This window comes from Taibaiella helva (genome assembly GCF_003545695.1).
In the GTDB taxonomy this organism is placed as follows: domain Bacteria; phylum Bacteroidota; class Bacteroidia; order Chitinophagales; family Chitinophagaceae; genus Taibaiella; species Taibaiella helva.
On sequence record NZ_QUZZ01000003.1, the window covers coordinates 328966 to 352011 of the forward strand.

The 23046-nt window shown below is 52.4% G+C and carries 22 protein-coding genes; 9 read left to right on the plus strand and 13 right to left on the minus strand.

Features of this window, described 5'->3' with window-relative positions; all coding sequences use genetic code 11:
* Positions 1-98: 98 nt before the first annotated feature.
* The 3 genes from DZC79_RS06690 to lpxK form a co-directional block, all read right to left on the minus strand.
* Positions 99-539 carry a DUF1801 domain-containing protein gene (locus DZC79_RS06690; protein ID WP_118950778.1) on the minus strand — a complete coding sequence of 147 codons (441 nt, stop codon included), beginning with the start codon at positions 537-539 and terminating at the stop codon, positions 99-101.
* 129 nt (positions 540-668) lie between these two features.
* Positions 669-917: a 2TM domain-containing protein gene (locus tag DZC79_RS06695; RefSeq protein WP_118950779.1), complete on the minus strand. Its 249-nt coding sequence runs from the start codon at positions 915-917 to the stop codon at positions 669-671.
* Positions 918-985: 68 nt separating this feature from the next.
* Positions 986-2074, minus strand: a complete 1089-nt coding sequence (gene lpxK, locus DZC79_RS06700) for a tetraacyldisaccharide 4'-kinase (RefSeq protein WP_157976975.1) — start codon at positions 2072-2074, stop codon at positions 986-988.
* A 593-nt stretch (positions 2075-2667) separates the two neighbouring features.
* Here lpxK and DZC79_RS06705 point away from each other — a divergent pair.
* Complete coding sequence (locus DZC79_RS06705; protein WP_118950781.1) at positions 2668-3342, plus strand: NAD(P)H-binding protein; 675 nt, start codon at positions 2668-2670, stop codon at positions 3340-3342.
* Here the strand turns inward: DZC79_RS06705 and ftcD are convergent.
* Entirely contained in the window at positions 3339-4334 is a 996-nt protein-coding gene (gene ftcD, locus DZC79_RS06710) for a glutamate formimidoyltransferase (RefSeq protein ID WP_157976976.1), read from the minus strand. The two genes, DZC79_RS06705 and ftcD, sit on opposite strands and share 4 nt — an antisense overlap.
* Before the next feature lie 240 nt (positions 4335-4574).
* On the opposite strand from ftcD, the gene DZC79_RS06715 reads away from it, so the two are divergent.
* The 3 genes from DZC79_RS06715 to DZC79_RS06725 all read left to right on the plus strand — a co-directional run bounded on the left by DZC79_RS06715 (position 4575) and on the right by DZC79_RS06725 (position 8284).
* Entirely contained in the window at positions 4575-5822 is a 1248-nt protein-coding gene (locus DZC79_RS06715; RefSeq protein ID WP_118950783.1) for an OmpA family protein, read from the plus strand.
* 194 nt (positions 5823-6016) lie between these two features.
* The gene (locus DZC79_RS06720) at positions 6017-7759 is read left to right on the plus strand and encodes a DEAD/DEAH box helicase (RefSeq protein WP_118950784.1); all 1743 of its coding nucleotides are present in this window, start codon (positions 6017-6019) and stop codon (positions 7757-7759) included.
* Between the two features lie 108 nt (positions 7760-7867).
* Entirely contained in the window at positions 7868-8284 is a 417-nt protein-coding gene (locus DZC79_RS06725; RefSeq protein WP_198666807.1) for a septal ring lytic transglycosylase RlpA family protein, read from the plus strand.
* Positions 8285-8382: 98 nt separating this feature from the next.
* Here the strand turns inward: DZC79_RS06725 and DZC79_RS06730 are convergent, their stop codons facing one another.
* The 3 genes from DZC79_RS06730 to DZC79_RS06740 all read right to left on the minus strand — a co-directional run bounded on the left by DZC79_RS06730 (position 8383) and on the right by DZC79_RS06740 (position 10318).
* Entirely contained in the window at positions 8383-8628 is a 246-nt protein-coding gene (locus tag DZC79_RS06730) for a class I lanthipeptide (protein ID WP_157976977.1), read from the minus strand.
* 110 nt (positions 8629-8738) lie between these two features.
* A complete protein-coding gene (locus tag DZC79_RS06735; protein WP_118950787.1) occupies positions 8739-9413 on the minus strand; it encodes an ABC transporter ATP-binding protein in 675 nt (224 codons plus the stop codon).
* 5 nt (positions 9414-9418) lie between these two features.
* Complete coding sequence (locus DZC79_RS06740; protein ID WP_118950788.1) at positions 9419-10318, minus strand: glycosyltransferase; 900 nt, start codon at positions 10316-10318, stop codon at positions 9419-9421.
* 267 nt (positions 10319-10585) lie between these two features.
* Here DZC79_RS06740 and DZC79_RS06745 point away from each other — a divergent pair, with 267 nt between their 5' ends.
* Positions 10586-10807 carry a DUF2795 domain-containing protein gene (locus tag DZC79_RS06745; RefSeq protein ID WP_106521565.1) on the plus strand — a complete coding sequence of 74 codons (222 nt, stop codon included), beginning with the start codon at positions 10586-10588 and terminating at the stop codon, positions 10805-10807.
* A 136-nt stretch (positions 10808-10943) separates the two neighbouring features.
* Here DZC79_RS06745 and DZC79_RS06750 read toward each other — a convergent pair whose 3' ends face one another.
* The 3 genes from DZC79_RS06750 to DZC79_RS06760 are packed head-to-tail and all read right to left on the minus strand — an operon-like array spanning position 10944 to position 13492.
* Positions 10944-11498: a rod shape-determining protein MreD gene (locus tag DZC79_RS06750; protein WP_118950789.1), complete on the minus strand. Its 555-nt coding sequence runs from the start codon at positions 11496-11498 to the stop codon at positions 10944-10946.
* Between the two features lie 16 nt (positions 11499-11514).
* Complete coding sequence (mreC, locus tag DZC79_RS06755; RefSeq protein WP_118950790.1) at positions 11515-12411, minus strand: rod shape-determining protein MreC; 897 nt, start codon at positions 12409-12411, stop codon at positions 11515-11517.
* 58 nt (positions 12412-12469) lie between these two features.
* Positions 12470-13492, minus strand: coding sequence for a rod shape-determining protein (locus DZC79_RS06760; RefSeq protein ID WP_118950791.1), 1023 nt, complete (start codon positions 13490-13492; stop codon positions 12470-12472).
* A gap of 398 nt (positions 13493-13890) precedes the next feature.
* Here DZC79_RS06760 and DZC79_RS06770 point away from each other — a divergent pair, with 398 nt between their 5' ends.
* Entirely contained in the window at positions 13891-14142 is a 252-nt protein-coding gene (locus DZC79_RS06770; protein WP_118950793.1) for a hypothetical protein, read from the plus strand.
* A complete protein-coding gene (locus DZC79_RS06775) occupies positions 14129-15139 on the plus strand; it encodes an NAD(P)/FAD-dependent oxidoreductase (protein WP_118950794.1) in 1011 nt (336 codons plus the stop codon). The genes DZC79_RS06770 and DZC79_RS06775 overlap by 14 nt, the downstream gene beginning before the upstream one ends.
* Before the next feature lie 70 nt (positions 15140-15209).
* Here the strand turns inward: DZC79_RS06775 and DZC79_RS06780 are convergent, their stop codons facing one another.
* Positions 15210-15791, minus strand: coding sequence for an LOG family protein (locus DZC79_RS06780; RefSeq protein ID WP_118950795.1), 582 nt, complete (start codon positions 15789-15791; stop codon positions 15210-15212).
* 193 nt (positions 15792-15984) lie between these two features.
* Here DZC79_RS06780 and DZC79_RS06785 point away from each other — a divergent pair, with 193 nt between their 5' ends.
* Positions 15985-16311, plus strand: coding sequence for a 2Fe-2S iron-sulfur cluster-binding protein (locus DZC79_RS06785; protein WP_118950796.1), 327 nt, complete (start codon positions 15985-15987; stop codon positions 16309-16311).
* A gap of 50 nt (positions 16312-16361) precedes the next feature.
* Here the strand turns inward: DZC79_RS06785 and DZC79_RS06790 are convergent, their stop codons facing one another.
* The gene (locus DZC79_RS06790) at positions 16362-19520 is read right to left on the minus strand and encodes an ATP-dependent helicase (RefSeq protein WP_118950797.1); all 3159 of its coding nucleotides are present in this window, start codon (positions 19518-19520) and stop codon (positions 16362-16364) included.
* Between the two features lie 251 nt (positions 19521-19771).
* Between DZC79_RS06790 and cphA the strand changes: the two genes are divergently transcribed.
* Complete coding sequence (gene cphA / locus DZC79_RS06795; protein WP_118950798.1) at positions 19772-22390, plus strand: cyanophycin synthetase; 2619 nt, start codon at positions 19772-19774, stop codon at positions 22388-22390.
* Positions 22391-22615: 225 nt separating this feature from the next.
* On the opposite strand, the gene DZC79_RS06800 is transcribed toward cphA, so the two are convergent.
* Positions 22616-23035: an SH3 domain-containing protein gene (locus DZC79_RS06800; RefSeq protein WP_118950799.1), complete on the minus strand. Its 420-nt coding sequence runs from the start codon at positions 23033-23035 to the stop codon at positions 22616-22618.
* Between the last annotated feature and the right edge of the window lie 11 nt (positions 23036-23046).

Sequence of the window (23046 nt, forward strand, 5' to 3'; positions counted from 1 at the left end):
TATTTGTGGTGCCGAATAGGTTGCCATGATAGCCCCTGAACGTATGGCCCGTTTTGTGTTGCGCAGTACCACCAATGAATAGTACAGAATAATAAGGATCAGGATTTCCTGATCTTTGAGATCGTTTTTCCGGTTGACTTCGACGGTTTTTCCATATCCTTCCGGGCCTGCTGTATGGCCTCCTGAACCAGGGCTTTTACGCTGGCATTCCGATAGTCGCTGCTTTGGGCCACATCTATATGCCGGATAAGGTTGCCGGTACCGGTCAGCAAGCCATGCGGATCATGGAGCAGCGTGCCTTTGTTAAAGCCCAGGTTGAGATGGCCGGTGTAGATGGTCAGCATGCAGAAGGCATCCGAAAGCTTTTCAGAAAGAGAGAAAACCGCGGTCAGCGCATGGGTATGGTACAGCAGCTCGTTGGCATCCGGGCAGAGTTCCAGTATATATTGCCGCAGGTCGGTGAACAGGTCGATGACTGCTTTGCTTTTAAGGTCCAGCAGGACCCGGAAGTCGGGGTGTATGGATCTGGATAGGGTCATGAGCGTGCAAAAAATTGTCGCTCGAATATAAAAAAATCTATATTGTGCTGAAGGTAATCTTGTGTAAGCGCAATAAAAAAAGCAGCCACACAAGTGCAGCTGCTTTCTCTATAAATTCCGGAATAATAATTAACCGTTGGCGGCCTGGCGTTTCCACTCGTCGAGGCCTTTGTCTTCGTAATTGGCCCATACCATGCAGGCATGGCCGATAATCAGCAGCCCCCAGGCAGAAGTGATCCAGATAGGCCAGGGATATACCCAGCCGGTAGCACCTGCATAGCAAATATACCACAGTATGATATTAACGATGGCGAATACGACTAAGTGTAGGAACCAACCGCCTACTTGCTTGCCGGTTGCGGGTAATTTCTTGGGCATACGTGATCTCTTTTAAAAATTGAACGGTGCAAAGATAAACAGTAAGTTCATTTTTCAAAAATGAAATTTTAGCTGTACAACATGTCCTCTTTTTCTTTAATGATATAGTCCTTTACCCGCAGATCGAATACCGGCGCATCCTGCAGCAGCTGCACTTTAATGGGCAGCACCGCGATGCGGGCCTGCCATTGCTCCAGGATGTCGCGGTGCATCGCCAGTCGGGTAGCATCCTTTTCCGTGGTCATAATGAGCTTCCCGGCTACATCCCAGTTGCTGTAGGTCTGGCGGATTTCCTCAAGGTTATTGGTCGTAAAATAATGATGATCGGGGTAGCGGAGCAGATGTACCTCAGCGGCCGATAGCCTCAGGTGCGCCAGCATAGGCTCAGGTTTGGCAATACCGCTGACCATCACCACATGATCCGCTGCAGTTAAGGACATCGGTTCGCCGGTGAAGAAATCGACAGGCGTGTCGTAGACGATTGCTGAGAAAAAGACCTGCTGGTGCGGCCGGGGCCTGATGCGCCGTATCATTTCCTGCTGTGCGCTGCGGTCCAGCTCCGGGGGGCATTTGGACACAACAATCATGTCGGCGCGGCGATAAGCTTTGCGGCTTTCCCGCAGGCTGCCGAAGGGCAGGATGAAATCTTTGTAGAAAGGTTTGGCAAAGTCGATGATAAGGATGTTGAGGCCCGGCTTAACGGAACGGTGCTGGAAAGCATCGTCCAGCAGCACGACGTCCACGTCGGGGCGCTCGCCCAGCAGGCGGGGAATACCTGTCATACGGTCTTCACATACGCTGACCACGACTTCCGGAAATTTGCGGTGAAATTGCATGGGCTCATCGCCGATACTGCGGGCATCGGTTTGCGGGCCCGCCAGGAAGAAGCCGGTGGTATTGCGTTTGTAGCCGCGGCTCATGGTTGCCACCTTGTATTCGTATTGCAGCAGTCGGATCAGGTATTCGATATGCGGCGTTTTGCCGGTACCTCCTGTTGAAAGATTGCCTACTGAGATCACCGGCACGCTGAATTGTATTGACGAGATCAGCCCGGCATCATAGAGCTTGTTGCGTAGCCACATAATGGCTCCGTAAAGCAGGGAAAGAGGGTAGAGCAGGGGTTTGAGCAGGCGGATCAGGAGCATCAGGGGATTCATGGTTATGCGAATAAGGAACGAAGGTAAAGGAAAAGCGCAGTAAAGGAGGCAGCAGCAGCGCCTGGCTTTACCACTCGTCCGGAACAAATAGCAGAGCCGTCTCCTGCTCGGAAACAGCTCCACAGTAGTTTCAATGGGATAAAGGAAGTGGGGTCGCCTTATGCTTTTGTGTTTGGTGGGCATTATCTCATTTGGGCAAGGCGGAATGGCAGTACAAAGATGGGAGACAATTGCCAACAATTGATGATGCGTCCGTTAGCATTACATGAAGGTGCCGTGAAAGTAAGGATAAGCCCGTATTAATTTTGTGCAAACACCGCATTCCTTAACCGGCCGTTAATATGCAGTTTGTTCTTTTGTGCAAAATAACCGGCATGAAATTCCTGGCCTTCTCATTGCTCCTGTCCGTTCTGCACGGTGCTATTTATATCGGGCAGAAAGCCGCTGTGCATTACCGTCGCCTGCTGCGCCGCTCCTGGTAAGCGTTTCTGTCCATCTCCTTCTCGCCGGGGAATAAATGCATGTTAATAGCTTCCCGGTTAACAACATCCTTGCCCCCAATGGGTTAATTTTGAAAGAAGAGGAGCATTATCATGTCAAAAGCAGCCGTCATTGCAGGAAGCTCGGGTCTGGTAGGAGGGGAGCTGCTGCATCAGCTTTGCGCCAGTAAAGCCTTTCACCAGGTTACCCTGCTGGTGCGCCGTCCTTCGGGTTTTATCCATGCCAAAGTAAAAGAAGTGATCGTAGACTTCGATCATATGGAGCAATATGCCGCCGCGATCAGCGGCGACGTTTTCTTTTCCTGCCTGGGCAGCACCCGTAAAAAAACACCCGATAAGCGGCATTATTACCAGATCGACCACGATTATCCGCTATCTATGGCCCGCATCGCTTCGGCCAATGGCATGCCGCAATTCCATATTATCTCGGCGGTAGGTGCTAATGTCCGGTCTTCTAATTTTTACCTGAAGATGAAAGGCGAGACCGATCGGGATATCGCTGCGTTGCCTTTTCAATCGGTGCACATCTACCGGCCTTCGTTCCTCGATGGCCCGCGCGAAGAACGGCGTCTGCTGGAACGGATAGGCGTGGCGCTTCTTCGCCTGGTACGTCCGCTTATGACCGGGAGCCTGCGCCAATATCGCAGTATAGAGGCAAAAAAAGTAGCCGCCGCGATGATCGCACAGGCGCTGGCAGGAGTTCCCGGCGTGCATTATTATGCCGCCGGTACGATCGAGCAGATCGCTAAGGACGCCGCTGTCCGCTAAAGGAGGCCGGCATCCTTTAGCACATATTCCAGTATCTTTTTGCGGGGGATAAACGGCTTGACACGATCGAGCCTGAGGTAGTGTATGCCCGCAGCAACCGCCTCTTCAGTGCGGGTTTCGGCGAAGGAGCTTCCAAGTGCTGCCGCCCCGGCTTCCACCACACAAGCTTCCGGAATAAGGCCTACCACCTCGCAGCCTGTAGGCGCTACGCCGTAAGCGGCGGCCAGCGCAGTACAGGTATCCCATACTTTTAACGGTGAGGTAACACGGTAATCGAGCAGGTTCATCGATACCTGGGCACAGTCAAAATCGGCCATGTACCAGCCGATCGCACGCAACATCGGCAGCAGCCCGTCGTTGCGGCTACGTATTTGCCGGGCAATATCCGCAGCGATACCCGCATCGCGGGTATTCAGTGAAATATTGAAGGCCACAAGAATGTCGCGGGCGCCGATCACCGTGGCGCCTGTTGCCGCAATGCGTTCCCAGGCCTGCACCGAAGGGCCGTAATCGGGCTGCCACCCGGCCCGCTGCATTTTAGCCTTCAGTCCTTCATATTGCCCTTTCCGGATATCGGGCAGGGCCCGGCGGTAATCCTCCTTTGCCGAATGCTCATACAGGTACACGGGTATGCCCAGCTCCTTGCCTACGCGCTGCCCCAGCTGCTCCGACAGCCCGGCCGCAATCTCCAACGGTAGGCCACCAAGCGGGATCAGGGGACATACATCCGTGCTGCCGATGCGGGGATGCGTACCTTGCTGGGTGCGCATGTCGATCAGCCGGCCTGCGGTAGCTATGGCCCGGAAAGCCGCTTCCACAACCGCCTCCGGTTGCCCGGCAAAGGTGAACACCGTACGGTTGGCCGATGGGCTTGGGTCCATATGGAGGAGTTTTTGCCCCGGTACGGAGACAATAGCATCCCGTATCTGGTTAAGGATGCGGAAGTCCTTGCCCTCGCTGAAATTGGGTACGCATTCGAGTAGTGGTATCATAACAGATGGCTGCAGGCCGTCGACGCGGCACAAGATCAAATGTACTATTAAATTATAGTCCCGGACTGGAACATCCGGGCCTTCCATCGGCTTCGGATCAAGGATATACAAAAAAATAACACTCATATTAAAAATAAACAGTTAATATTGCGCTACCAATAGCTGCACTGAATCAGGTCGAATTTTTTTAGCGTTTCCGTATATCCCATACATGTTTTCACTTCTAAAACCACCTACTCTATGGCAGTCAATCTTATCGAATCGGCGAAGAGCCTTTTCAACTCCAATCTCATCGGCAGGGCCGGCGCCTTGCTGGGCGAAGGCGAAACAGGTATTCGTAAAGCAATCGAGGCCCTGGTCCCCACTATCCTGGCAGCGCTTTTCTCCAAAGGACAAGCCAGTCACGGCGCCGGTTTGAGCGATCTGCTAAACGAAGCCGGCAGCTTATCCGCTCAGCACGATATCTCAGGCTTGCTGGATCAGTCTGCCGGTACCGGCGAGGAATCCTGGCGCTACAAGAATGCGGCACTGATGGATCGTTTGTTTGACGGTAAGACCAGGGAAACCGTGGGGCTGATCTCTGCTTACTCGGGCCTGAAGGCGAGCTCGGCCGAATCCCTGCTGGGTGCGGCAACGCCTGCCGTGCTGAGCCTTACAGCGGATGAAGCCCGTGCCGAGAACAAAAGCGGTGACCATGGCTTGTGGGCCTACCTCATAAGCCTTAAAGACCAGATATGGAACAGCTTCCCCGCCGGGTTCTCCCTTGCCGGGCTCCTGGGCGCCGGTAGTGTAGCCGCTGCTTCCGGACCGGCATACACGGCAAATAGTTCGGCACCACGAAAGAAAGGTGGTGGCGGATGGCTCTGGATCCTGCTGCTGGCGCTGCTGGCGTTGGTGCTATGGTACCTGCTGGGACAAAAAGGCTGCGGTAAGGACCATCCCGATACAACCCCGGCCGACACGACCATGATGGCTCCGGCCGATACCGGTATGGCCACAGTTCCTGCTGCGGGTGCCAGGGAATCGATGAAAGTACAATTGCCCGACGGCACCGAGCTGAATGCCTTTAAAGGCGGGATCGAAGACCGCCTCGTCGCTTTTCTGAAGACCGATTATAAAGCGCTTGGCACCGATTCGCTGAAGAAGATCTGGTTCGATTTCGACAACCTCAACTTCGGAACCGGCAACGCGGACATTACCCCCGAAAGCCAGGTGCAGATCAACAACCTTGCTGCCATATTGAAGGCCTTTCCCCAGGCCAGGCTGAAGATTGGCGGCTATACCGACAAAACCGGCAATGAACCGGGTAATGTGAAACTATCCGGAGCGCGCGCAACAGCCGTGAAAAAGGCGTTGGACGCAGCGGGCGTGGGCGCCCAGATCGATGGCGCCGAAGGATATGGCTCGCAGTTTGCACAGTTCCCGGCCGATGCCCCGGAAACGGATCGTGTAAAGGACAGGCACGTTTCGGTGAGCGTGAGAGGCTGATCAGGTTACCGTACATGATTTAGGAAGACGGGCTCCGGCAAAACCTGCAGACCCGTCTTTCTTTTTCCTGATTAGCCGGCAGTGACGAACAGGAAGCATTGTTAAATTAATGATTGTATCTATATTAATTGTCCGTTTCCCATAATATAATCGTACCTTCGCGCCTTGTTTTTTAAAAAGGACATTTGAAGAGTATGACAACATTCCAAGAATTTGGATTGAAAGACGAGCTTGTGCAGGCGGTGCAGGCTTTAGGGTTTACCACTCCGAGCCCCATCCAGCAGCAAGCTATACCTCTGCTCGTACAGGAAACCACCGACATTATTGCATTGGCACAGACCGGCACCGGTAAGACCGCTGCCTTCGGCCTGCCTTTGCTGCATAAAATAGATCCCAATGACCATGGTGTTCAGGCGCTGGTGCTGAGCCCCACCCGTGAGCTGTGTATGCAGATCCAGGAAGAATTTGTAAAATACAGCAAGTTCAGCCGCGGCATTCACACACTGGCTGTCTATGGTGGTACCCCTATCGGGTCCCAGATCAGGGAGCTGAAAAGAGGCCACACACAGGTTATCGTGGCTACCCCCGGCCGTTTGATCGATCTGTTGGAGCGCAATGCCATCAACCTGGAAGAAGTGAAGATGATCGTGCTGGATGAAGCCGACGAAATGCTGAACATGGGTTTCCGCGACGACATTGACTTTATCCTGAAAAATACGCCGGTCCGGGAAAGCACATGGTTGTTCTCTGCAACGATGAACGCCGATGTGCGCCGTATTTCCAAGCGCTATATGAAGTCGCCCAAGGAAGTCGCTGTTGCCCGTGAGAACGTGGGCAACGAAAATATCGACCACCAATACTTTGTAACGCATGCCCACCAGCGTTTCGATGCGCTGCGTCGTATCCTCGACTTTGCACCGGATATCTATGGTATCATTTTTACCCGTACCAAGCAGGATGCCCAGGATGTGTCGGAGAAGCTGATGCGCGAAGGTTATCATGTAAGTCCCTTGCATGGCGATATGGACCAGAAGATGCGGACCAAGGTAATGGACCGCTTCAAGCGCCGCCAGTTCCAGGCCATCGTGGCTACCGATGTGGCTGCCCGTGGTATCGATGTGAACGACATTACCCATGTGATCAACTACGAGTTGCCGGAAGATCCGGAAGTGTATACCCACCGCAGCGGCCGTACCGGCCGTGCCGGTAAGTCAGGCGTATGTATGTCGCTGGTGACCTCTAAGGAGATCGGCCGCATCCGCCAGGTAGAGCGCATGGCCAAGACCCGTTTCCACAAAAGCGACATTCCGGATGGCGCCGAAGTGGTACGCAAGCGCTTGTTCCATTTCCTCGATAAGATCGAAGAGGCCCAGCCGGAGCACGGTTTCGGTGAGATATACAAGAAGAGCATCCACGAGAAGTTTGAGGCCATGGACAAAGATGAGCTGATCAACCGTTTGCTGTGGCTGCAGCTGAAAGATACCATTAAAGATTATGAAAATGCACCGGATCTGAATGCCGGCTATGTTGACCGTCGTGCCGAGCGCGAGGCTTCAGGCACGCGCAGCGGCTCGGTACGCCTCTTTATCAATATCGGTACCAAAGATGGCGCTTCTACCGATTCCCTGATCCGGTTTATCGCGGAAATGACTGATATTGAACCGCGTATGGTAAGCCGCGTGACGGTAAGGGAGTTGAGCAGCTTCTTTAACGTGCCCGCCGACGCTGCAGAATTTATTGCTGAGTCTTTGACACAACGTAAATTTAACAATAGAAAAATCCGGATCGAAGAAGCCGATAACAAACCCGGTTTCGGAGGCGGCTCAGGCTACGGAAAGCCCCGTGACAGCTACCGTAAGGGCGGTTATGAGAAAAAAGACTACGGATCCGAGCCCCACAAATTTACCCGGGCACGGAAGCCTCAGAATAAATATTAACATTTTTTGGGGCGGATTTTTCCCGTATTGTGCTACTTTTGCCCCCGTACCAAATGTTTATGTGTAATGGGTTTTGATTTCGTACTTTGGTCCTGGCTTACCTTTGCTTTGCCAATTCAGCAACAGAAGCTGCCCGCGCAGCCGGTTGCCGAGAAAAAGGAAATAAAGACAGAACAGAAAACCGGCGTAGCCAGTTTCTACCACAACAAGTTTGAAGGAAGAAAGACTGCTACCGGCGAGGTTTTCGATAACGACAAATATACCGCAGCCAGCAATCACTTTAAGCTGGGTACCTATGTAAAGGTAACCAATCAGGTTAATGGTAAAGTGGTATATGTAAAGGTAAACGACCGTATGGGCCACCAGGGCCGAATGATTGATCTGGCAGAAGTTGCCGCACAGGATCTGAAATTTATCCGCAGAGGAACCACGAAAGTGAAAATAGAAGCGGTATCCGCGGCGGAGGGTAAAAAACAGATTCTTGCCCAGCGAGCCGGAGAAGATCAACCACAGAATGAACTGTAAGATCGGATAACATACTTCAGACAGGAAAATTTAATTTAGTACAAAGGCGGATGCGAAAGCAGCCGCCTTTGTACTTGTATCCGGTCCTGGTCCATTACTCATGCGCCCACATTGCAGCCCGGGTTGCGTATGGTCAACACCGTAAGCTCGGGACATCCTGTTTTATCGCAAGTCTCCTTTCCGCAGTCATAAGATACGGCACAGGGGTTATACACAGAAACGAGGGTAATACGGGTGGGATCTTCGACATCGCCGCCGATAACAGCGCTTTGTATGCCGGACGTAAGTAAGGAAATGGTCTTCTTGTTTAAAGACAGTCTGCCGCTGAGGTGCTTCTTTTTCATAATCAGGTGTTTTAATACCTGCAAGATACATGCCCCCTTTTTCCGGGGCAATAAGGGGAAATATTGTTTTTGGACCTACAGGTTTCCCTGGATAAATTACCGGCCGGGCTTTATCGGTCTTCGCGAAGCCGCTCTGCTACGATCTTTCCATCCTTCATCATCAGGGTACGGTCGGCCATGGCCGCCAGCTGCTCGTTGTGCGTAACGATAACAAAGGTTTGCTGGTACAGAGCCCTTAGCTGGAAGAACAGTTCGTGCACAGCCTGGGCATTGGCCGTATCGAGGTTGCCTGTAGGCTCATCGGCAAAGATGACGGAGGGCCGGTGCACGATGGCCCGGGCAATGGCTACCCTTTGCTGCTCTCCGCCCGAGAGCTCTGAGGGCTTATGCTCCATCCGATGGCCCAGGCCTACGGTCTTCAGTATTTCTTTCGCTGCTGCAATGGCTTCATCCTTTGGCTGCTTGCCGATCCATAGCGGCATACATACGTTTTCCAGCGCTGTAAACTCGGGGAGGAGGTGGTGGAACTGGAAAACAAAGCCCATGTGCTTGTTGCGGAAGGCCGCCTGCTTCTTGCGGGAAAGCCGGAAGAGCTCCTGGTCCATAAGCTTTACCTGTCCCTTGTCGGGAAAATCCAGCGCGCCCAGCAAATGCAGCAAAGTGCTTTTGCCGGCGCCCGAAGGGCCGGCAATGGCGACGAACTCTCCTTTATGGATGTCCAGCGTTACATGATTCAGTACGGTAAGTTGTCCGTATTTCTTTGAAAGTTGCCGGGCGCTGAGCATAGCGGTTATTTTCGGATCAGTTTATAATTCTCAAATTCAAACAGGCGCTTACCGGTCAGCCGGTTCAGCAGATACATCATACGGTCTTTAAAGCTCATATTAGAACGGGACGGATCGTAAGTAAATTCCCAGTCCTTCGCCGCAATCACCTCTTTCATATAGGCCGGGTGCGGCTTGTCGAAATAGTCGAGCCGGTCGACCTCGTTGAAGTCGAAGGGCACATCTTTGCTGTTCCGGGCTACCCAGGCATCGTCGTGCCAGAAACGATTGAAGTACTCTGCCTTTTTCTTCATCAATGCCGGGTTGCGGGAGTAAGAGTAATGATATACCGGCACACCGCAATTGATGACCCTGAGCTTGCTGCCTTCAGCGCCTTCTTCATAAGCAGTGCGGGAAGGGTATTTGCGGAATCCCTGGGAGTCTTTGTAGGAGCGGATATTGCCGGTGTTCTTAAACGCCCTGATCTCGAAAGGATGTGTCTTTCGGGTATGGCGGATATGGTTAAAGTCGCCCCAGAAATGATAGAAAGGGAACAATAAGCCTTCTACCGCAGGATCCTTGTCGGCTTCCTTTAGCTGCTGCAGCAGGCGGGCATGATCCTGCTCGTGCAGCACTTCATCTACCTGGAGGTGTATGGCCCAGTCGCCGCTTACCTGGTCGAGCCCGAGGTTGGACTGCTGCGCAAAGATCTTGCCGTTTTCCCGCAGAGCGTCGTCCCATACGGTATCGATGATCCGGATCTTTGGTTCATTCAGCGCTGTGATCGCTTCCCGCGTACCATCTTCCGAATCGCCTACAACCACGATCAGCTCATCCACCAGGGGCAGCAGGGAGCGGATGGAAGGAATGAAGGGATAACCGTACCGGAAACCATTGCGTACGTAGGTAAAACCACTTATTTTCATGAAAGCCGTATCAGACAAAGAGCCCAAATGTACCACATTAAATCCAATCGGGCAGCTGCTGATGACGGCCGAAAGCCGCGCCGGATTTATTTTTTCAAAGAAATTAAACCTTTGGAAAACTATTCGATCCTAACTTGCGTTTTGAGGATGAGCGGGAAGAAAACAGATAACAAAAATAAAACGATTCAATATTTTCCTCCTTGTTCATAATTGAAACGGAAACCTTACATTTGCACAAATTGAATTTTGAATAAAATTATTTAAGATATGTTTTGGACACTTGAATTGGCCTCACACCTTGAAGATGCGCCCTGGCCTGCAACTAAAGATGAACTGATCGACTATGCTATCCGTTCAGGTGCACCGCTGGAAGTAGTGGAGAACCTGCAGGAACTGGAAGATGAAGGCGAGATGTACGAAGGCGTAGAAGATATATGGCCCGATTACCCTACTCAGGAAGATTTCTTCTTTAACGAAGATGAATACTAAAGAGGGGCTCAGCTCAGCTAACGGAACAGAGGCAACAACCTTTGTTCCGTTATTTTTTTGCCCTTGCGTTACCTTTAACAGCAGATTGTTTGCCCTTACAGTTATGATTTAATGCCGGGGCCGAGGGTCGGCCGGTCTATTTGTCGTAGTAAACAGTGCTGATCGAGCTGGAGAAGAACAACGAATACAAAGCCACGAACACGAGGCTGGTGAGCAGGGAGATAAAGACCTTCATCAGCATATAGCCGATGCTGTGGAAGCTCCATATCTCGATCACATAAAAGACCACATGATGCAGCGCCAGCAGGATAGCGGCATAGGTCATGAACGGGGTCCAGCCCATGGACTTGGTATTGGGCGACATATTCTGATACTCAGAGATCCGCTTGGGCAGCAGCAGCGTCAATACATTGGTACGCAGGAAAGCCATCAGCACGCAGGCGGCGGCATGTATACCACCGGTATCCATAAAAGCATCGATCGTAATGCCCATGGTAAAGCTGGCGATCAGCAGGAAGGGGATGGGCGTGGATAAAGGCAGCAGTAAGATGAAAAGCGGGTAGATATAAGGCGTATAAGGCGGCAGGCCACCGGGGTTGGACCACCAGCGCAGCGGTATCTTATTCAGCAATAAGACCTGAATCAGCACAAGTAAGATAAACCGGATGACGTTGCGAAGGTAAATGCTCATATGCCCTTATGGATACTTAATTCTGTTTGTTTTTTGCTTCCAGCTCCTTACGCTCGGCGCTGATCTTGTCTTCCACTATATATACATACTGGAGATTCCTGAAATTGGTCGATAGCTTTACTTTCAGGTTCTTCGCGTTGGTGGCTTTCATGGTGTCCACTTTTGCCACTGTGCCGATCAATATATTTTCCGGAAAAAAGGAGTAGCCGGTAGTAAATACGCTGTCGCCCTTTTTTACTTTCGCATAGATCGGTACCTTTTCTGTAACCACATATTCCGGCGAGCCGGGATTCCATATCGTGAAAAGCCCAGCCGTGCCATCGCTCAGCTTGGTGCTTACCTTCCGGTCGCTCAGCACGGAAACCACGGTAGCCAGGTGTTCCGATACATTGTTGATCCTGCCTACAATTCCATTGCCTGTTACAACGGCCATTTCCTTGCGCACGCCGTCGGCAGCGCCGCGATTGATCGTGATATAATTGGTGCGGTCGCCTGAGATCGAATTGTTGATCACGCGGGCCGGGATATACCGGTAGTTGGCATAGCGGATCACTTTTACGGCGCCGGTCGGCGCCAGGGTAACGCCGCTGCTGTCGCGGCGGGTAGTGTCCCTGACCGTAACGGGAATACGGGCGATCATATCCCTGAAGGTATCTGCTTTATACTGTGCCAGCTGGTTGCGCAGGCGTGTGTTCTCATCCAGCAGGCTATCGTTAAGTCGTTTCAGCTGGAAATAGTAAACAACATCGTTCTGCTTTTTGTACACATAGCCGACTACAGCGTTGGAAGAGCTCACGATGTCCATACCCTGCATGTTGCGGCTCTTGGAGATCATGGAAAAGCTGACTGCTTCCAGGATCAGGAAGAGGATAACGTTCCAGAATCGGCGTATGAGAAGGATAAAGTTACGCATGAGGGCGCCGGCAAACGGGGATCAAAACGCAAAGCCCGTTGATAGCGGGCTTTGCAGATTATTTCATTAAGAAAGTAAAACGGTTAATGTTCTTGAGCGACATCCCCGTACCCCTCACCACAGCGCGCAGCGGATCTTCGGCCACATGCACCGGCAGCTTGATCTTTTGGGAGATACGCTTGTCCAGCCCGCGCAGCAGGGCGCCGCCGCCGGTGAGGTAAAGACCGCGGCGGTAGATGTCAGAAGCCAGCTCCGGCGGTGTGCTTTCCAGCGCCTTCAGAATAGCTTCTTCAATTTTGAAAATAGATTTGTCCAGGGCTTCGGCTACTTCCTGGTAAGATACCTGTATCTGCTTGGGAATACCGGTTACAAGGTCGCGTCCGTTAACGGCAATGTCATCAGGGGCATTGTCCAGCTCCTTCAGTGCAGAGCCAACGTGGATCTTGATCTGCTCGGCCGTACGTTCGCCGATGTTGAGGCTGTGGTAACGGCGCATTGCTTCCATAATGTCGGTAGTGAACTCGTCGCCCGCGATGCGGATGCTCTGGTCGCATACAATACCGGCCAGGGAAATAACAGAGATACCGGTAGTACCGCCGCCGATGTCGATGATCATATTGCCGGTGGGTTCCTCAACATCGATGCCGATACCCAGTGCAGCCGCCATAGGCTCGTGTATCATATACACTTCCTTGGCGCCGGCCTGTTCGGCGCTGTCGCGCACGGCACGTTTTTCCACTTCGGTAATGCTGGAAGGAATGCAGATCACCATACGCCAGCTGGGAGGAAACAAAGGCTTCTTGGGATAAACCATTTTGATCATTTCGCGCAGCATACCTTCGGCTGCATCGAAGTCGGCGATCACCCCGTCTTTCAGCGGGCGGATGGTCTTCAGATCGTCGTGTGTTTTTTCGTGCATCATCATGGCCTTTTTGCCTACGGCCACGATTTTATTGCTGGTCCTGTTTTTAGCAACGATGGAGGGTTCGTCTACTACAACCTGGTCATTATGAATAATTAAAGTATTGGCGGTGCCAAGATCTATCGCAATTTCTTGCGTTAAAAAATTAAACAATCCCATTATTGATCGGAACTCGATATTATAAAAAGAGGTGAAAACTTACTTGTCTGTAAAATATCATGCAAAAGTGCGAAAAATAAACCGGTTTTGCCAAGAGTTTTCCTAAAAAAAGTATAATTATGAACGGGATATATGTCCTGTCTGCGCTTCCATTTTTCCCGTTGCAGCAAAAGCCTGGTGCCGGCCTCTTCCGGTAAATTTTTTTTCACCGGGCGCCGCTTGATTTTTGATGGCATACCTTTAAAAAATCGCCTTGAATCTGGCCGCGCTTTTGGATTACGCCGGAAGCTATATTTCTATATGCTCTGCCCATTTTAACCTGGGTTCTGAAGTGCCATGCTTGTCTGAAGGATAAATGTGCAGGAAAGGAGAACATTTTCCATGAACGACTCAAGCCAATGCTGACCACGGCGCTGCCTTCCCTGCTGCTGAAAGCTATGCGCCGGGTGCTGTATGTCCTGCTGGTGAAGGCCAAGCTGCGTCGGGAGGGCTCATCCGGCCTGACCCGGCTCTGGCCCGGCGTACTGTCACGGATTTGTAATTATTTGGCGCTGCTGGGCTCCCGATCGGAAAGCCTTATATCGATATTGCTGCTATATCGCAATGATTGCTTAATTTTGCCGCCAAATTGGAAAAATGATACAGACTGATATAGCCATTATTGGCGCCGGCCCTGTGGGTTTATTTGCCGTGTTTGAGGCGGGGTTGCTGAAGATGCGTTGCCACCTGATCGATTACCTGCCGCAGATCGGTGGCCAGCTTTCTGAGATTTATCCTAAGAAACCGATTTATGATATTCCCGGTTACCCTTCTGTGCTGGCACAGGAGCTGATCGATAATCTGAAGGAGCAGATCGCCCCCTTCCATCCCTCCTATACCCTGGGTGAGCGTGTAGAGGGCCTGGAAAAGCGCGGAGAAGCGGATTTTGTGCTGACAACCAATATGGGTACGCAGATCGAAGCCAAAGCGGTGGTGATTGCCGGCGGCCTGGGCTGCTTTGAGCCCCGTAAGCCTGCTGTGGAAGGCCTGGAAGCCTTTGAGAACGGTAAAGGGGTAAACTACATGATCCTGGAGCCGGAAGCATACCGCGACAAGCATATGGTGCTGGCCGGCGGCGGCGACAGCGCGCTCGACTGGACCATCCACCTGGCCAATATCGCCAAAAAGGTAACTCTGGTGCACCGCAGCGAAAGCTTCCGTGGCGCGCCCGACTCCGTCAATAAGGTAATGCAGCTGGCCGAGGAAGGAAAGATCGATCTGATCCTGAACACCAACCTGACCCAGGTACATGGCAACGGAAGCCTGCACAGCGTATCGATGGAAGACAGCAAGACCAAAGAGCAGAAGACCATCGAAACCGATTACCTGATCCCGCTCTTCGGCCTCAGCCCCAAGCTGGGTCCTATCGAAGGCTGGAATCTCAATATCGATAAGAACGCCATCGAGGTCAATACCGAAGATTACTCCACCAATATCCCTGGTATCTGGGCCATCGGCGATATCAATACTTACAAGAACAAGCTGAAGCTGATCCTCTGCGGCTTCCACGAAGCGGCGCTCATGAGCCACAGCGTGTACAAGTATATCAATCCCGGTGTGAAATATACGATGAAGTACACTACGGTAAATGGTATCAGCGAGTTCTAAGTACGAAATGGTTATAAGACAAAGCCCGCTTCAAAAAAAGCGGGCTTTTTATTTACATAAAAGCCTTTGTTCAGGTCGTCTCTTCCGAAAGCCATTTGCCTACTTCGGGCGCTTTATAGTTGGCCATCTGCTGCAGCAGGTCTTCTGCTTTATCGCTGACGAGCAGCATGCGGCGGTTGGTCTCTTTCAGCAGGCCGCTTTCCGTCATGTGTTCCAGCAGCGCGAGCAGGCTGTCATAAAAGCCGTTTATATTCAGCAGACCTATAGGCTTGCGGTGCAGGCCCAGCTGCGCCCAGGTCAGCATTTCGAAAAGCTCTTCCATGGTACCGAAGCCGCCGGGCAGAGCAATTACGCCATCGCAGAGCTCGTTCATCTTCGTTTTGCGCTCGTGCATGCTTTCTACCAGGATCATCTCGGTCAGCTCATTATGCGCGATCTCTTTGGTGCGGAGGAAATGTGGCAGCACGCCGATCACCTTTCCGCTGCCATGCAGCGCTCCATTGGCTACTGCGCCCATAAGGCCGACCCTGGCGCCCCCATAAACGACGGTAATGCCTTTCTCGGCCAGCAGCTGGCCCAGGGCAAAGGCTGTAGTATGATAAATGGCGTCGAAGCCCGGGCTGGAAGCGCAGAAGACGGTTATGCTTTTCATTGGTTTGATTTAGCTGAAGTAAAAATAAGGCAATCTGCATGAACCCTGGATTAATAATTACCGCAGCAGGTACCGATGAAATATGCAGGCGCCGATTATCCCTTCATAGCGCCTTGCCATAGGGCTTAACCGTAAAATTGTATAGCTTTGCAGCCTGGAATACGGCTCAGTTAGCCGGTTCCGGCTTTGTTTTATGGAAAATACGATCACTGTTTTTGTAGAAGACCGTAATGGCACGGTCAATCCGCTTGAAGCGCCCACCGATATGAGCCTTAGCCTTATGGAGCTCCTGGTGGCCAATGAATACGATGTGTTGGCCACCTGTGGCGGCATGGCGCTGTGCGCTACCTGCTGTGTGGATGTGCTGGAAGGTGAAGAAACTCTGGAAGCGATGAGCGATGATGAATACGCGATGCTGGACACCCTTCCCGATCTGCTGCCCAACTCGCGCCTGGCCTGCCAGCTGAAGCTCAACAATAAGATGCATAACCTGAAAGTGCGCCTGCACGGTGAGGGTTGATCTGAGTAATGTTATTCGATGCAAAGGGACGCCGCAGGCGTCCCTTTGCATTAAAGCACTTCTTCGTCTATTGCAGGCCTGATCAGCTTATGCGTTTTGACAAACGTGCACCAGGGGCAATCTTCCTGCTCGCAGCCCCGGTCAAATTCATGGTTCATGATCTGCGTGTAGGCTGTTTTGATCTGCTGTCGCACCGTGGTCAGGTCGGTATCGGCAATAGGAACGATATAGCGCACATATTCGCCGGCATCATTCTTCTCCACATAGTCGAACAGGCCTGCTTCCATATGCCAGCCGCTGTTGCGGGCCATAGGATAATTGTCGAGCAATAGCTTGTAAAAGACCATCTGCCGCCAATAGTCGCCGCCATTCGGATTGCCTTCATTGGGCGGCAGCAGCTCCTTCTTCTTGCTGTATTCGGGGTTGCCGGTCTTGTAATCGACTACAGTGCAGGCGTTGCCGTTGAACTCGATCTTATCCAGCTTGCCCTTTACGGGAACGCCCGCCACTTCCATATTGCCCAGCATCATTTCAATCGCTACAACCTTGTTGAAGGTGTGAATATATTTGTCGTAGTAGTCATTGAGCAGCTGCTGTCCCAACTCTTTCCGGCGTTTATACTGCACTTCGGTAAAGGCGTCCTCGTTGCGCCACAGCATGCGTTCAAAGTCGGTGATCAGCTCTTCCCTGGGCGGGAAGCTTTTGTCGGGCGCCGCCTGCATTTTTTTGAACAACTTTTCCAGCGCGTAGTGTATCGCGGTACCGAAAGCCATGGCGTCATTTTTAGCCACAGGCACCTGCAGGATGGTCTCGTAATAAAAAGCTACCGGGCAGCGCAGGTACTTGTTGAGGGCCGAGGCGCTCAGCTCGAAACGTTCAAGACGGCGGTCCAGCAGCTCTTTCCGGGCCAGCTCGATGCGTACCGGCGGCGGCGGCACAAAGGCCCATTGCAGGTGAGCGATCACCTGCCCGTCGTCGAGGTAGGATAATTGCTTTTCTGCAGCCTGCCTTTCTTCCGGGCCCAGCTCATCAACAAACTGTGAGGCTTCGAGGTCTTTGCCGGCATTATCTTTTACGGCATAGGATACCTGGAGGTATTTGCGTGCGCGGGTAAGCGCGACGAAAAATACGCGGCGCATCACTTCCTCAGCGCTGCTGCCTTCTTCGCTGTCATTGGTATGCGTGAGCGTATCAGGCAGGTTAAAGCCCCGGCTGCCGCCCTTTTTCTTTTCCCAGAAATTCTTGGTGCAGCCGATCAGGAACACGTATTCAAATTCATGCCCCTTGGCGCTGAAGGCCGTGTAGAAGCGGACACCGTTCTCCTGGCGGACCACTTTCTGTACCGGCACGCTGATGTCTTCCAGCTGCATCTGGTCGATCATTTGCAGGAAGCCGGCGATCGTCAGCCTGGGTTGCCGTGTGCATTCTTCTTTTACAAAATTGAAGAAGGTATGCAGCACCTGCATTTCCCATATCTGCTGTTCGCTCTGCAGCACCTGTGCCATAATGCCGGTCTCGTACAGGATCTTCTCCAGCAGCATGGCAATGGTCAGGTTCTTCGATTGCTGTATCCAGGCTTCCAGGGCCGTTCCGGTGCGCACCAGCTCTTCGGCGGTGCGGAGCTCCAGGGAATGCAGCAGGAAGGTATCGAGCAGCAGCAGACGCCAGTGCTTGTGCTTGCTCTCTTTTCCCTGCTTGTACAGGCTCAGGTGGGCCAGGTCGATGGACGAAATGCCCAGCTGGGGGATATGTAGGGTCTCAAACAGGAATTGCTCGCCGCTGAACGGCTTACGCTGTTCGGTATCGATATAGCGCAAAATGCCGATGAGGTGCTGTATCAGCGGCAGGTCGAGCACATTCACCGGTCGCTTGACCCAATAAGGAATGCCTTTGCGTTCCATCAGGTCGATAATGTTGCCGGCCTGTTTGTGCTGGGAGTAGAGGATAGCCACCTGGCTGAGGTCGACGCCGTCGCGCTGCAGCTGCCCGATCTGCTCTACGATGTCGGCTTCTTCGTGGAGTATATTGTGGTAAGCGCGGATCACCGGTTCTACCCGCTCTTCTTTGCTGAAGCGGGCATTGGCCGCAATAATATTTTTGTCCAGCTGCAGCTGCTGCAGCTTCACGATCAGGCGTTCCTTATTGTAGTTGATCAGGCGGCCGGACTTATCCAGGATGGCTTGTGTGGAGCGGTAGTTCTCCTTCAGAACGATCACTTTGATCTCTGCCTCGTAGCGGTCATAGAAGTCAACAATGTTTTGGAGACGCGCGCCCTGGAATTCAAAAATGCTTTGGTCGTCGTCTCCTACGATAAAGAGATTGGGGCTGTTCCAGAAATCCATAAGCAGGGTCAGCAGCTCGCTCTGGGCGCCGCTCGTATCCTGGAACTCATCGACCAGCACGTATTGAAAGCGTTCCTGGTAATTGCGCAGGAAATTTTCATTCTCTTTAAAAGCCCTCAGCACCCACAGGATCATATCGCTGAAATCGTAACGCCCCATGGCCTGCATGCGGGCCTGGTACTGGTCAAACAATTTTGCAGAGGCGATGGTACGCTCCATACGGGCTGTTTCTTTGGCGATCTCTTTCAGCTTAAGATCGCCTACCTTAATACCTTGCTTGGCATTGGCTCTTTTATAGACAAAGCCTTCCCGTTCTGGCAGGCTAGCCAGGTATTCTTCAGCAGCCTCCGTCACCATTTCCGGTGTCCAGCTTTCCGACTTCATCAGGTCGAAGAGGGCTTGCAGGTTGCGGGCATCGTAATAGATATTGCCTTTCAGGCGGCGCAGCGCGTGCCCCTCGGGCAAGTCTTCAAGCAGCGCATGCAGCAAGGCGATGCGCTCCAGCTCGCTGATGGGCTGCAGGTCGCGGATGCCGAAATACTCGGCATTGCTTTGGATCAGGTTATTGCAGAAGGCGTGAAAAGTAAAAATATGTACGCGGTGCGCATCCTCGCCGATGATCTGCAGCAGCCGCTTGCGCATGGCAACGCTGCCTTCGTCGGTATAAGTAAGACAAAGGATTTCGTAGGGTTTTACTTGTGCATCGCTTCTCAGCAGGTTGGCGATGCGCATGGCCAGGATCTCCGTTTTGCCGGTACCCGGCCCTGCTATGACCATTACCGGTCCCTCTATGGTATCTACCGCCTCTTTCTGCTGCCTGTTCAATTGCTGGTATCGTTCAAGAAACAGTTTTTCGTTCCGGATCATGTATGTCGCTTGTATTTCTGTTGGTTTTTCCGGGCAAAAGTAAAGCTATTCCCATTGCTTTCCCTTTCGCTGCCGGCTCTATTAAATTTAAGCATTTTTCAACTTTTTTCCCAGGCTTTGGTTGTTGCCCTCGCTTAAGTTTCCCGATTTTTCTCTTTTTACGAACAGAAATTTTTTAATTGAAAAAATAAAATCATACTTTAACTGAGCTAATCTTATTTTATGTAAAAAACTAAACCCGGACTGTTCTCATGGAAATACTGGATATAAAAGTAATGAAGGGGCCTAATTACTGGTCGACGAAGCGCCATCACCTGATTGTAATGCTGCTCGACCTGGAATCGCTGGAAGAAAGGCCCACCAATACCATTGATGGTTTCCTGGAGCGCTTGCAGGCGCTGATGCCCTCCCTGTATTCGCATCGTTGCAGCGAAGGTGTCGAAGGCGGCTTTTTCATGAGGGTAAAGGAAGGGACCTGGATGGGGCATGTGATCGAGCACATTGCCCTGGAGATACAGACCCTGGCCGGTATGGATGTGGGCTTCGGCCGCACGCGCCAAAGCGATAAACGCGGGGTGTATCATGTCGTGTTCTCTTATTATGAGGCCAAAGCCGGCATCTATGCCGCCAAAGCTTCGGTGGCGATGGCACAGGCATTGATCGACGGTAAGCCTTACGACCTGGACAGCGATATCCAGAAGCTGCGCGAGCTGCGGGAAGAAGAGCGCCTGGGGCCCAGCACCGGTTCTATCGTGGAAGAAGCCAGCCGCCGTAAGATACCCTGGATACGTCTTAACCGTCATTCGCTGGTGCAGCTTGGCTATGGCAAGAACCAGCAGCGCATACAGGCAACGGTAGCCGGGACCACCAGCTCCATTGCCGTAGAGCTGGCCTGCGATAAGGAAGATACCAAGAACCTGCTCGAGGCCGCGCAGGTACCGGTGCCCAAAGGATTGATCGTATACGATGAGGAAGACCTGGAAAAAGCAGTGAAGCGTATCGGCTATCCCCTGGTGACCAAGCCGCTGAACGGCAACCATGGCAAAGGCGCCACCACCAACCTGAAAACCTGGGAGGAGCTGAAGGAAGGCATGGCCATCGCACAGAAATATTCGAGGGCTGTGATCTGTGAAAAGTTCATCACCGGTTTCGACCACCGAGCATTGGTGATCAATTATAAGTTCGTGGCCGCCGCCCGCCGCACACCCGCTGCCATTACGGGCGATGGAAAAAGCACGATACAGCAGCTGATCGACATCGTGAACAGCGACCCCCGCCGCGGCTTCGGCCATGAAAAGGTGCTGACCCATATCGTGGTCGACGGGCAAACGGAAAATATACTAAAGGATAAGGAGCTGACCCTGGAGAGCATATTGCCCAAAGGAGAAAATCTGTGGCTGAAGCCTACGGCCAACCTGAGCACAGGCGGTACGAGCACCGATCTTACCGACCAGGTGCATCCCAGCAACATTATCCTGTTTGAACGCATTGCCCGCATCATAGGCCTGGATATCTGCGGCGTGGATGTAATGGCACCCGACCTCACCACTCCGCTGACCGAGAACGGCGGCGCGGTGCTGGAGGTCAATGCAGCGCCGGGCTTCCGTATGCACCTTGATCCCTCGGAAGGCCTGCCCCGTAATGTGGCCGAACCCGTGATCGATATGCTGTTCCCTCCCGGTAAATCGGCGCGTATTCCTATCATCGCGATCTCGGGTACCAATGGCAAGACCACGACAACCCGTCTCATCGCGCACATCATGAAGCAGACCGGCGCTACGGTAGGCTTCACTACCACCGACGGTATTTATATCCAGAACCAGCTGATGCAGGCCGGGGATTGTACCGGCCCGGTTTCTGCCGAATTCATTCTCAAAGATCCCACGGTAGAGGTAGCTGTGCTGGAATGCGCCAGGGGCGGTATTCTACGGGCGGGTCTGGGCTTTCATAACTGTAATGTGGCTGTTGTAACCAATGTGGCCGGCGACCACCTGGGCCTGGGCGGTATCGACACGATCGAGAAGCTGGCGCGGGTGAAGGCCGTGGTGCCCAAAACCGTTTTTCCTTCGGGCCATGTGATCTTAAATGCCGACGATGACCTGGTGTATGCTATGCGCAAAGAGCTGGACTGCCATATCGCTTTATTTTCCCTCAATGAAAAGAGCAACCGTGTGCTGGACCATTGCAGGAAAGGCGGCCTGGGTGCGGTATACGAAGATGGCTTCCTGACCATTATCAAAGGCGGGTGGAAGATAAGGGTGGAAAAGGCCGGCAATGTACCCATTACCTTTGCCGGTACGGCGGAGTTCAATATCGCCAACGCGCTGGGTGCGATCCTGGCGGCCTATGTATCGGACGTATCGATCGAGAACATACGGCTGGCGCTGCAAACCTTTGTGCCTTCTCCGGCATTGACGCCCGGCCGCATGAACATATTTAAGTTCAACGATTTTACCGTGATGCTCGACTATGCCCACAATACCCATGGTATGCAAGCAATTGGCAAATTTGTTTCGCAGGTCAACGCTTCCCATAAAGTAGGCATTGTGGCCGGTGTAGGCGACCGGCGCGACGAGGATACCATCGAGCTGGGCGAAGAGGCCGCTAAAATGTTTGACGAGATCATCATTCGCCAGGACAAGAACCTTCGTGGCCGTACCGAGCAGGAAATCATCGGGCTTATTGAAAAAGGGATTCGCAACATCAATACAGATCTGCCGATTCATGTCATTCCCAAAGAGCGGGAAGCGATCGAATTCGCGCTCGCTAATGCCCGTAAAGATTCTTTTATTACGATCATCAGCGATGTGATCCCCGATGCGCTGGACCAGGTGCGGGAAGCCAAGGAAAAAGAAGGGTCGATATTCTGATCCCCGTTGCATTAAAAAACGGGCTGCCTGGAAAGGCGCCCGTTATAAACAGAAAACAATGCAGCTGAAATGCATGGTATGAATGAGACACACGGCCCCGCCGGTCATACTATATGAAGGGAAAAAATAGTACGCAATCTTTCCCCGACATCATTCTCCGGTTCTGAAAATGCAAACAAGCCGTCCCGTTTTAAGGGGCGGCTTGTTCTATTGGAAAGCGAAAATTTAGATCGCTGTCAGGTATTCTGCTGAAGAATAGCCCTCGACGCCATCATTGGTACGGATGAGGTACCAGGCATCGTTGTACTTGCTCAGCAGGGTCACAATCGATTCGTGTGCGGCCTTGCCCAGTATAGGCTGGTCGGTGCCTGGGCCTTTCCTGATGTTCAGGTTGGAGCTCTGGGTCGTTACTTTCAGCTGTGTGGCAGCAGCGGAGGGCGATACATTAATATTCATCACCACGTCGCCTGAACGGAAATCGGGATCGATCTTGTCGTAAACATTCCACAGCTTGTCTTTGACCTCGCCGGTGGGTACTTCGCCGTCGATATAAAGAACATTGTCCTGCTCGCGTACCTGCAGGTTGGTTGCGCCGCTTGCATTGGCTGTATTGATCAGCTCTGCGTATTTATCTTGCAATGCCATGATTGTCTGTT

What these genes read in the sequence shown, in the direction of transcription:
- DZC79_RS06690 (WP_118950778.1), bottom strand. Translation starts at nt 539, where the DNA reads ATGACCCTATCCAGATCCATACACCCCGACTTCCGGGTCCTGCTGGAC.
- DZC79_RS06695 (WP_118950779.1), bottom strand. Translation starts at nt 917, where the DNA reads ATGCCCAAGAAATTACCCGCAACCGGCAAGCAAGTAGGCGGTTGGTTC.
- lpxK (WP_157976975.1), bottom strand. Translation starts at nt 2,074, where the DNA reads ATGAATCCCCTGATGCTCCTGATCCGCCTGCTCAAACCCCTGCTCTAC.
- DZC79_RS06705 (WP_118950781.1), top strand. Translation starts at nt 2,668, where the DNA reads ATGTCAAAAGCAGCCGTCATTGCAGGAAGCTCGGGTCTGGTAGGAGGG.
- ftcD (WP_157976976.1), bottom strand. Translation starts at nt 4,334, where the DNA reads ATGATACCACTACTCGAATGCGTACCCAATTTCAGCGAGGGCAAGGAC.
- DZC79_RS06715 (WP_118950783.1), top strand. Translation starts at nt 4,575, where the DNA reads ATGGCAGTCAATCTTATCGAATCGGCGAAGAGCCTTTTCAACTCCAAT.
- DZC79_RS06720 (WP_118950784.1), top strand. Translation starts at nt 6,017, where the DNA reads ATGACAACATTCCAAGAATTTGGATTGAAAGACGAGCTTGTGCAGGCG.
- DZC79_RS06730 (WP_157976977.1), bottom strand. Translation starts at nt 8,628, where the DNA reads ATGAAAAAGAAGCACCTCAGCGGCAGACTGTCTTTAAACAAGAAGACC.
- DZC79_RS06735 (WP_118950787.1), bottom strand. Translation starts at nt 9,413, where the DNA reads ATGCTCAGCGCCCGGCAACTTTCAAAGAAATACGGACAACTTACCGTA.
- DZC79_RS06740 (WP_118950788.1), bottom strand. Translation starts at nt 10,318, where the DNA reads ATGAAAATAAGTGGTTTTACCTACGTACGCAATGGTTTCCGGTACGGT.
- DZC79_RS06745 (WP_106521565.1), top strand. Translation starts at nt 10,586, where the DNA reads ATGTTTTGGACACTTGAATTGGCCTCACACCTTGAAGATGCGCCCTGG.
- DZC79_RS06750 (WP_118950789.1), bottom strand. Translation starts at nt 11,498, where the DNA reads ATGAGCATTTACCTTCGCAACGTCATCCGGTTTATCTTACTTGTGCTG.
- mreC (WP_118950790.1), bottom strand. Translation starts at nt 12,411, where the DNA reads ATGCGTAACTTTATCCTTCTCATACGCCGATTCTGGAACGTTATCCTC.
- DZC79_RS06760 (WP_118950791.1), bottom strand. Translation starts at nt 13,492, where the DNA reads ATGGGATTGTTTAATTTTTTAACGCAAGAAATTGCGATAGATCTTGGC.
- DZC79_RS06770 (WP_118950793.1), top strand. Translation starts at nt 13,891, where the DNA reads ATGCTGACCACGGCGCTGCCTTCCCTGCTGCTGAAAGCTATGCGCCGG.
- DZC79_RS06775 (WP_118950794.1), top strand. Translation starts at nt 14,129, where the DNA reads ATGATACAGACTGATATAGCCATTATTGGCGCCGGCCCTGTGGGTTTA.
- DZC79_RS06780 (WP_118950795.1), bottom strand. Translation starts at nt 15,791, where the DNA reads ATGAAAAGCATAACCGTCTTCTGCGCTTCCAGCCCGGGCTTCGACGCC.
- DZC79_RS06785 (WP_118950796.1), top strand. Translation starts at nt 15,985, where the DNA reads ATGGAAAATACGATCACTGTTTTTGTAGAAGACCGTAATGGCACGGTC.
- DZC79_RS06790 (WP_118950797.1), bottom strand. Translation starts at nt 19,520, where the DNA reads ATGATCCGGAACGAAAAACTGTTTCTTGAACGATACCAGCAATTGAAC.
- cphA (WP_118950798.1), top strand. Translation starts at nt 19,772, where the DNA reads ATGGAAATACTGGATATAAAAGTAATGAAGGGGCCTAATTACTGGTCG.
- DZC79_RS06800 (WP_118950799.1), bottom strand. Translation starts at nt 23,035, where the DNA reads ATGGCATTGCAAGATAAATACGCAGAGCTGATCAATACAGCCAATGCA.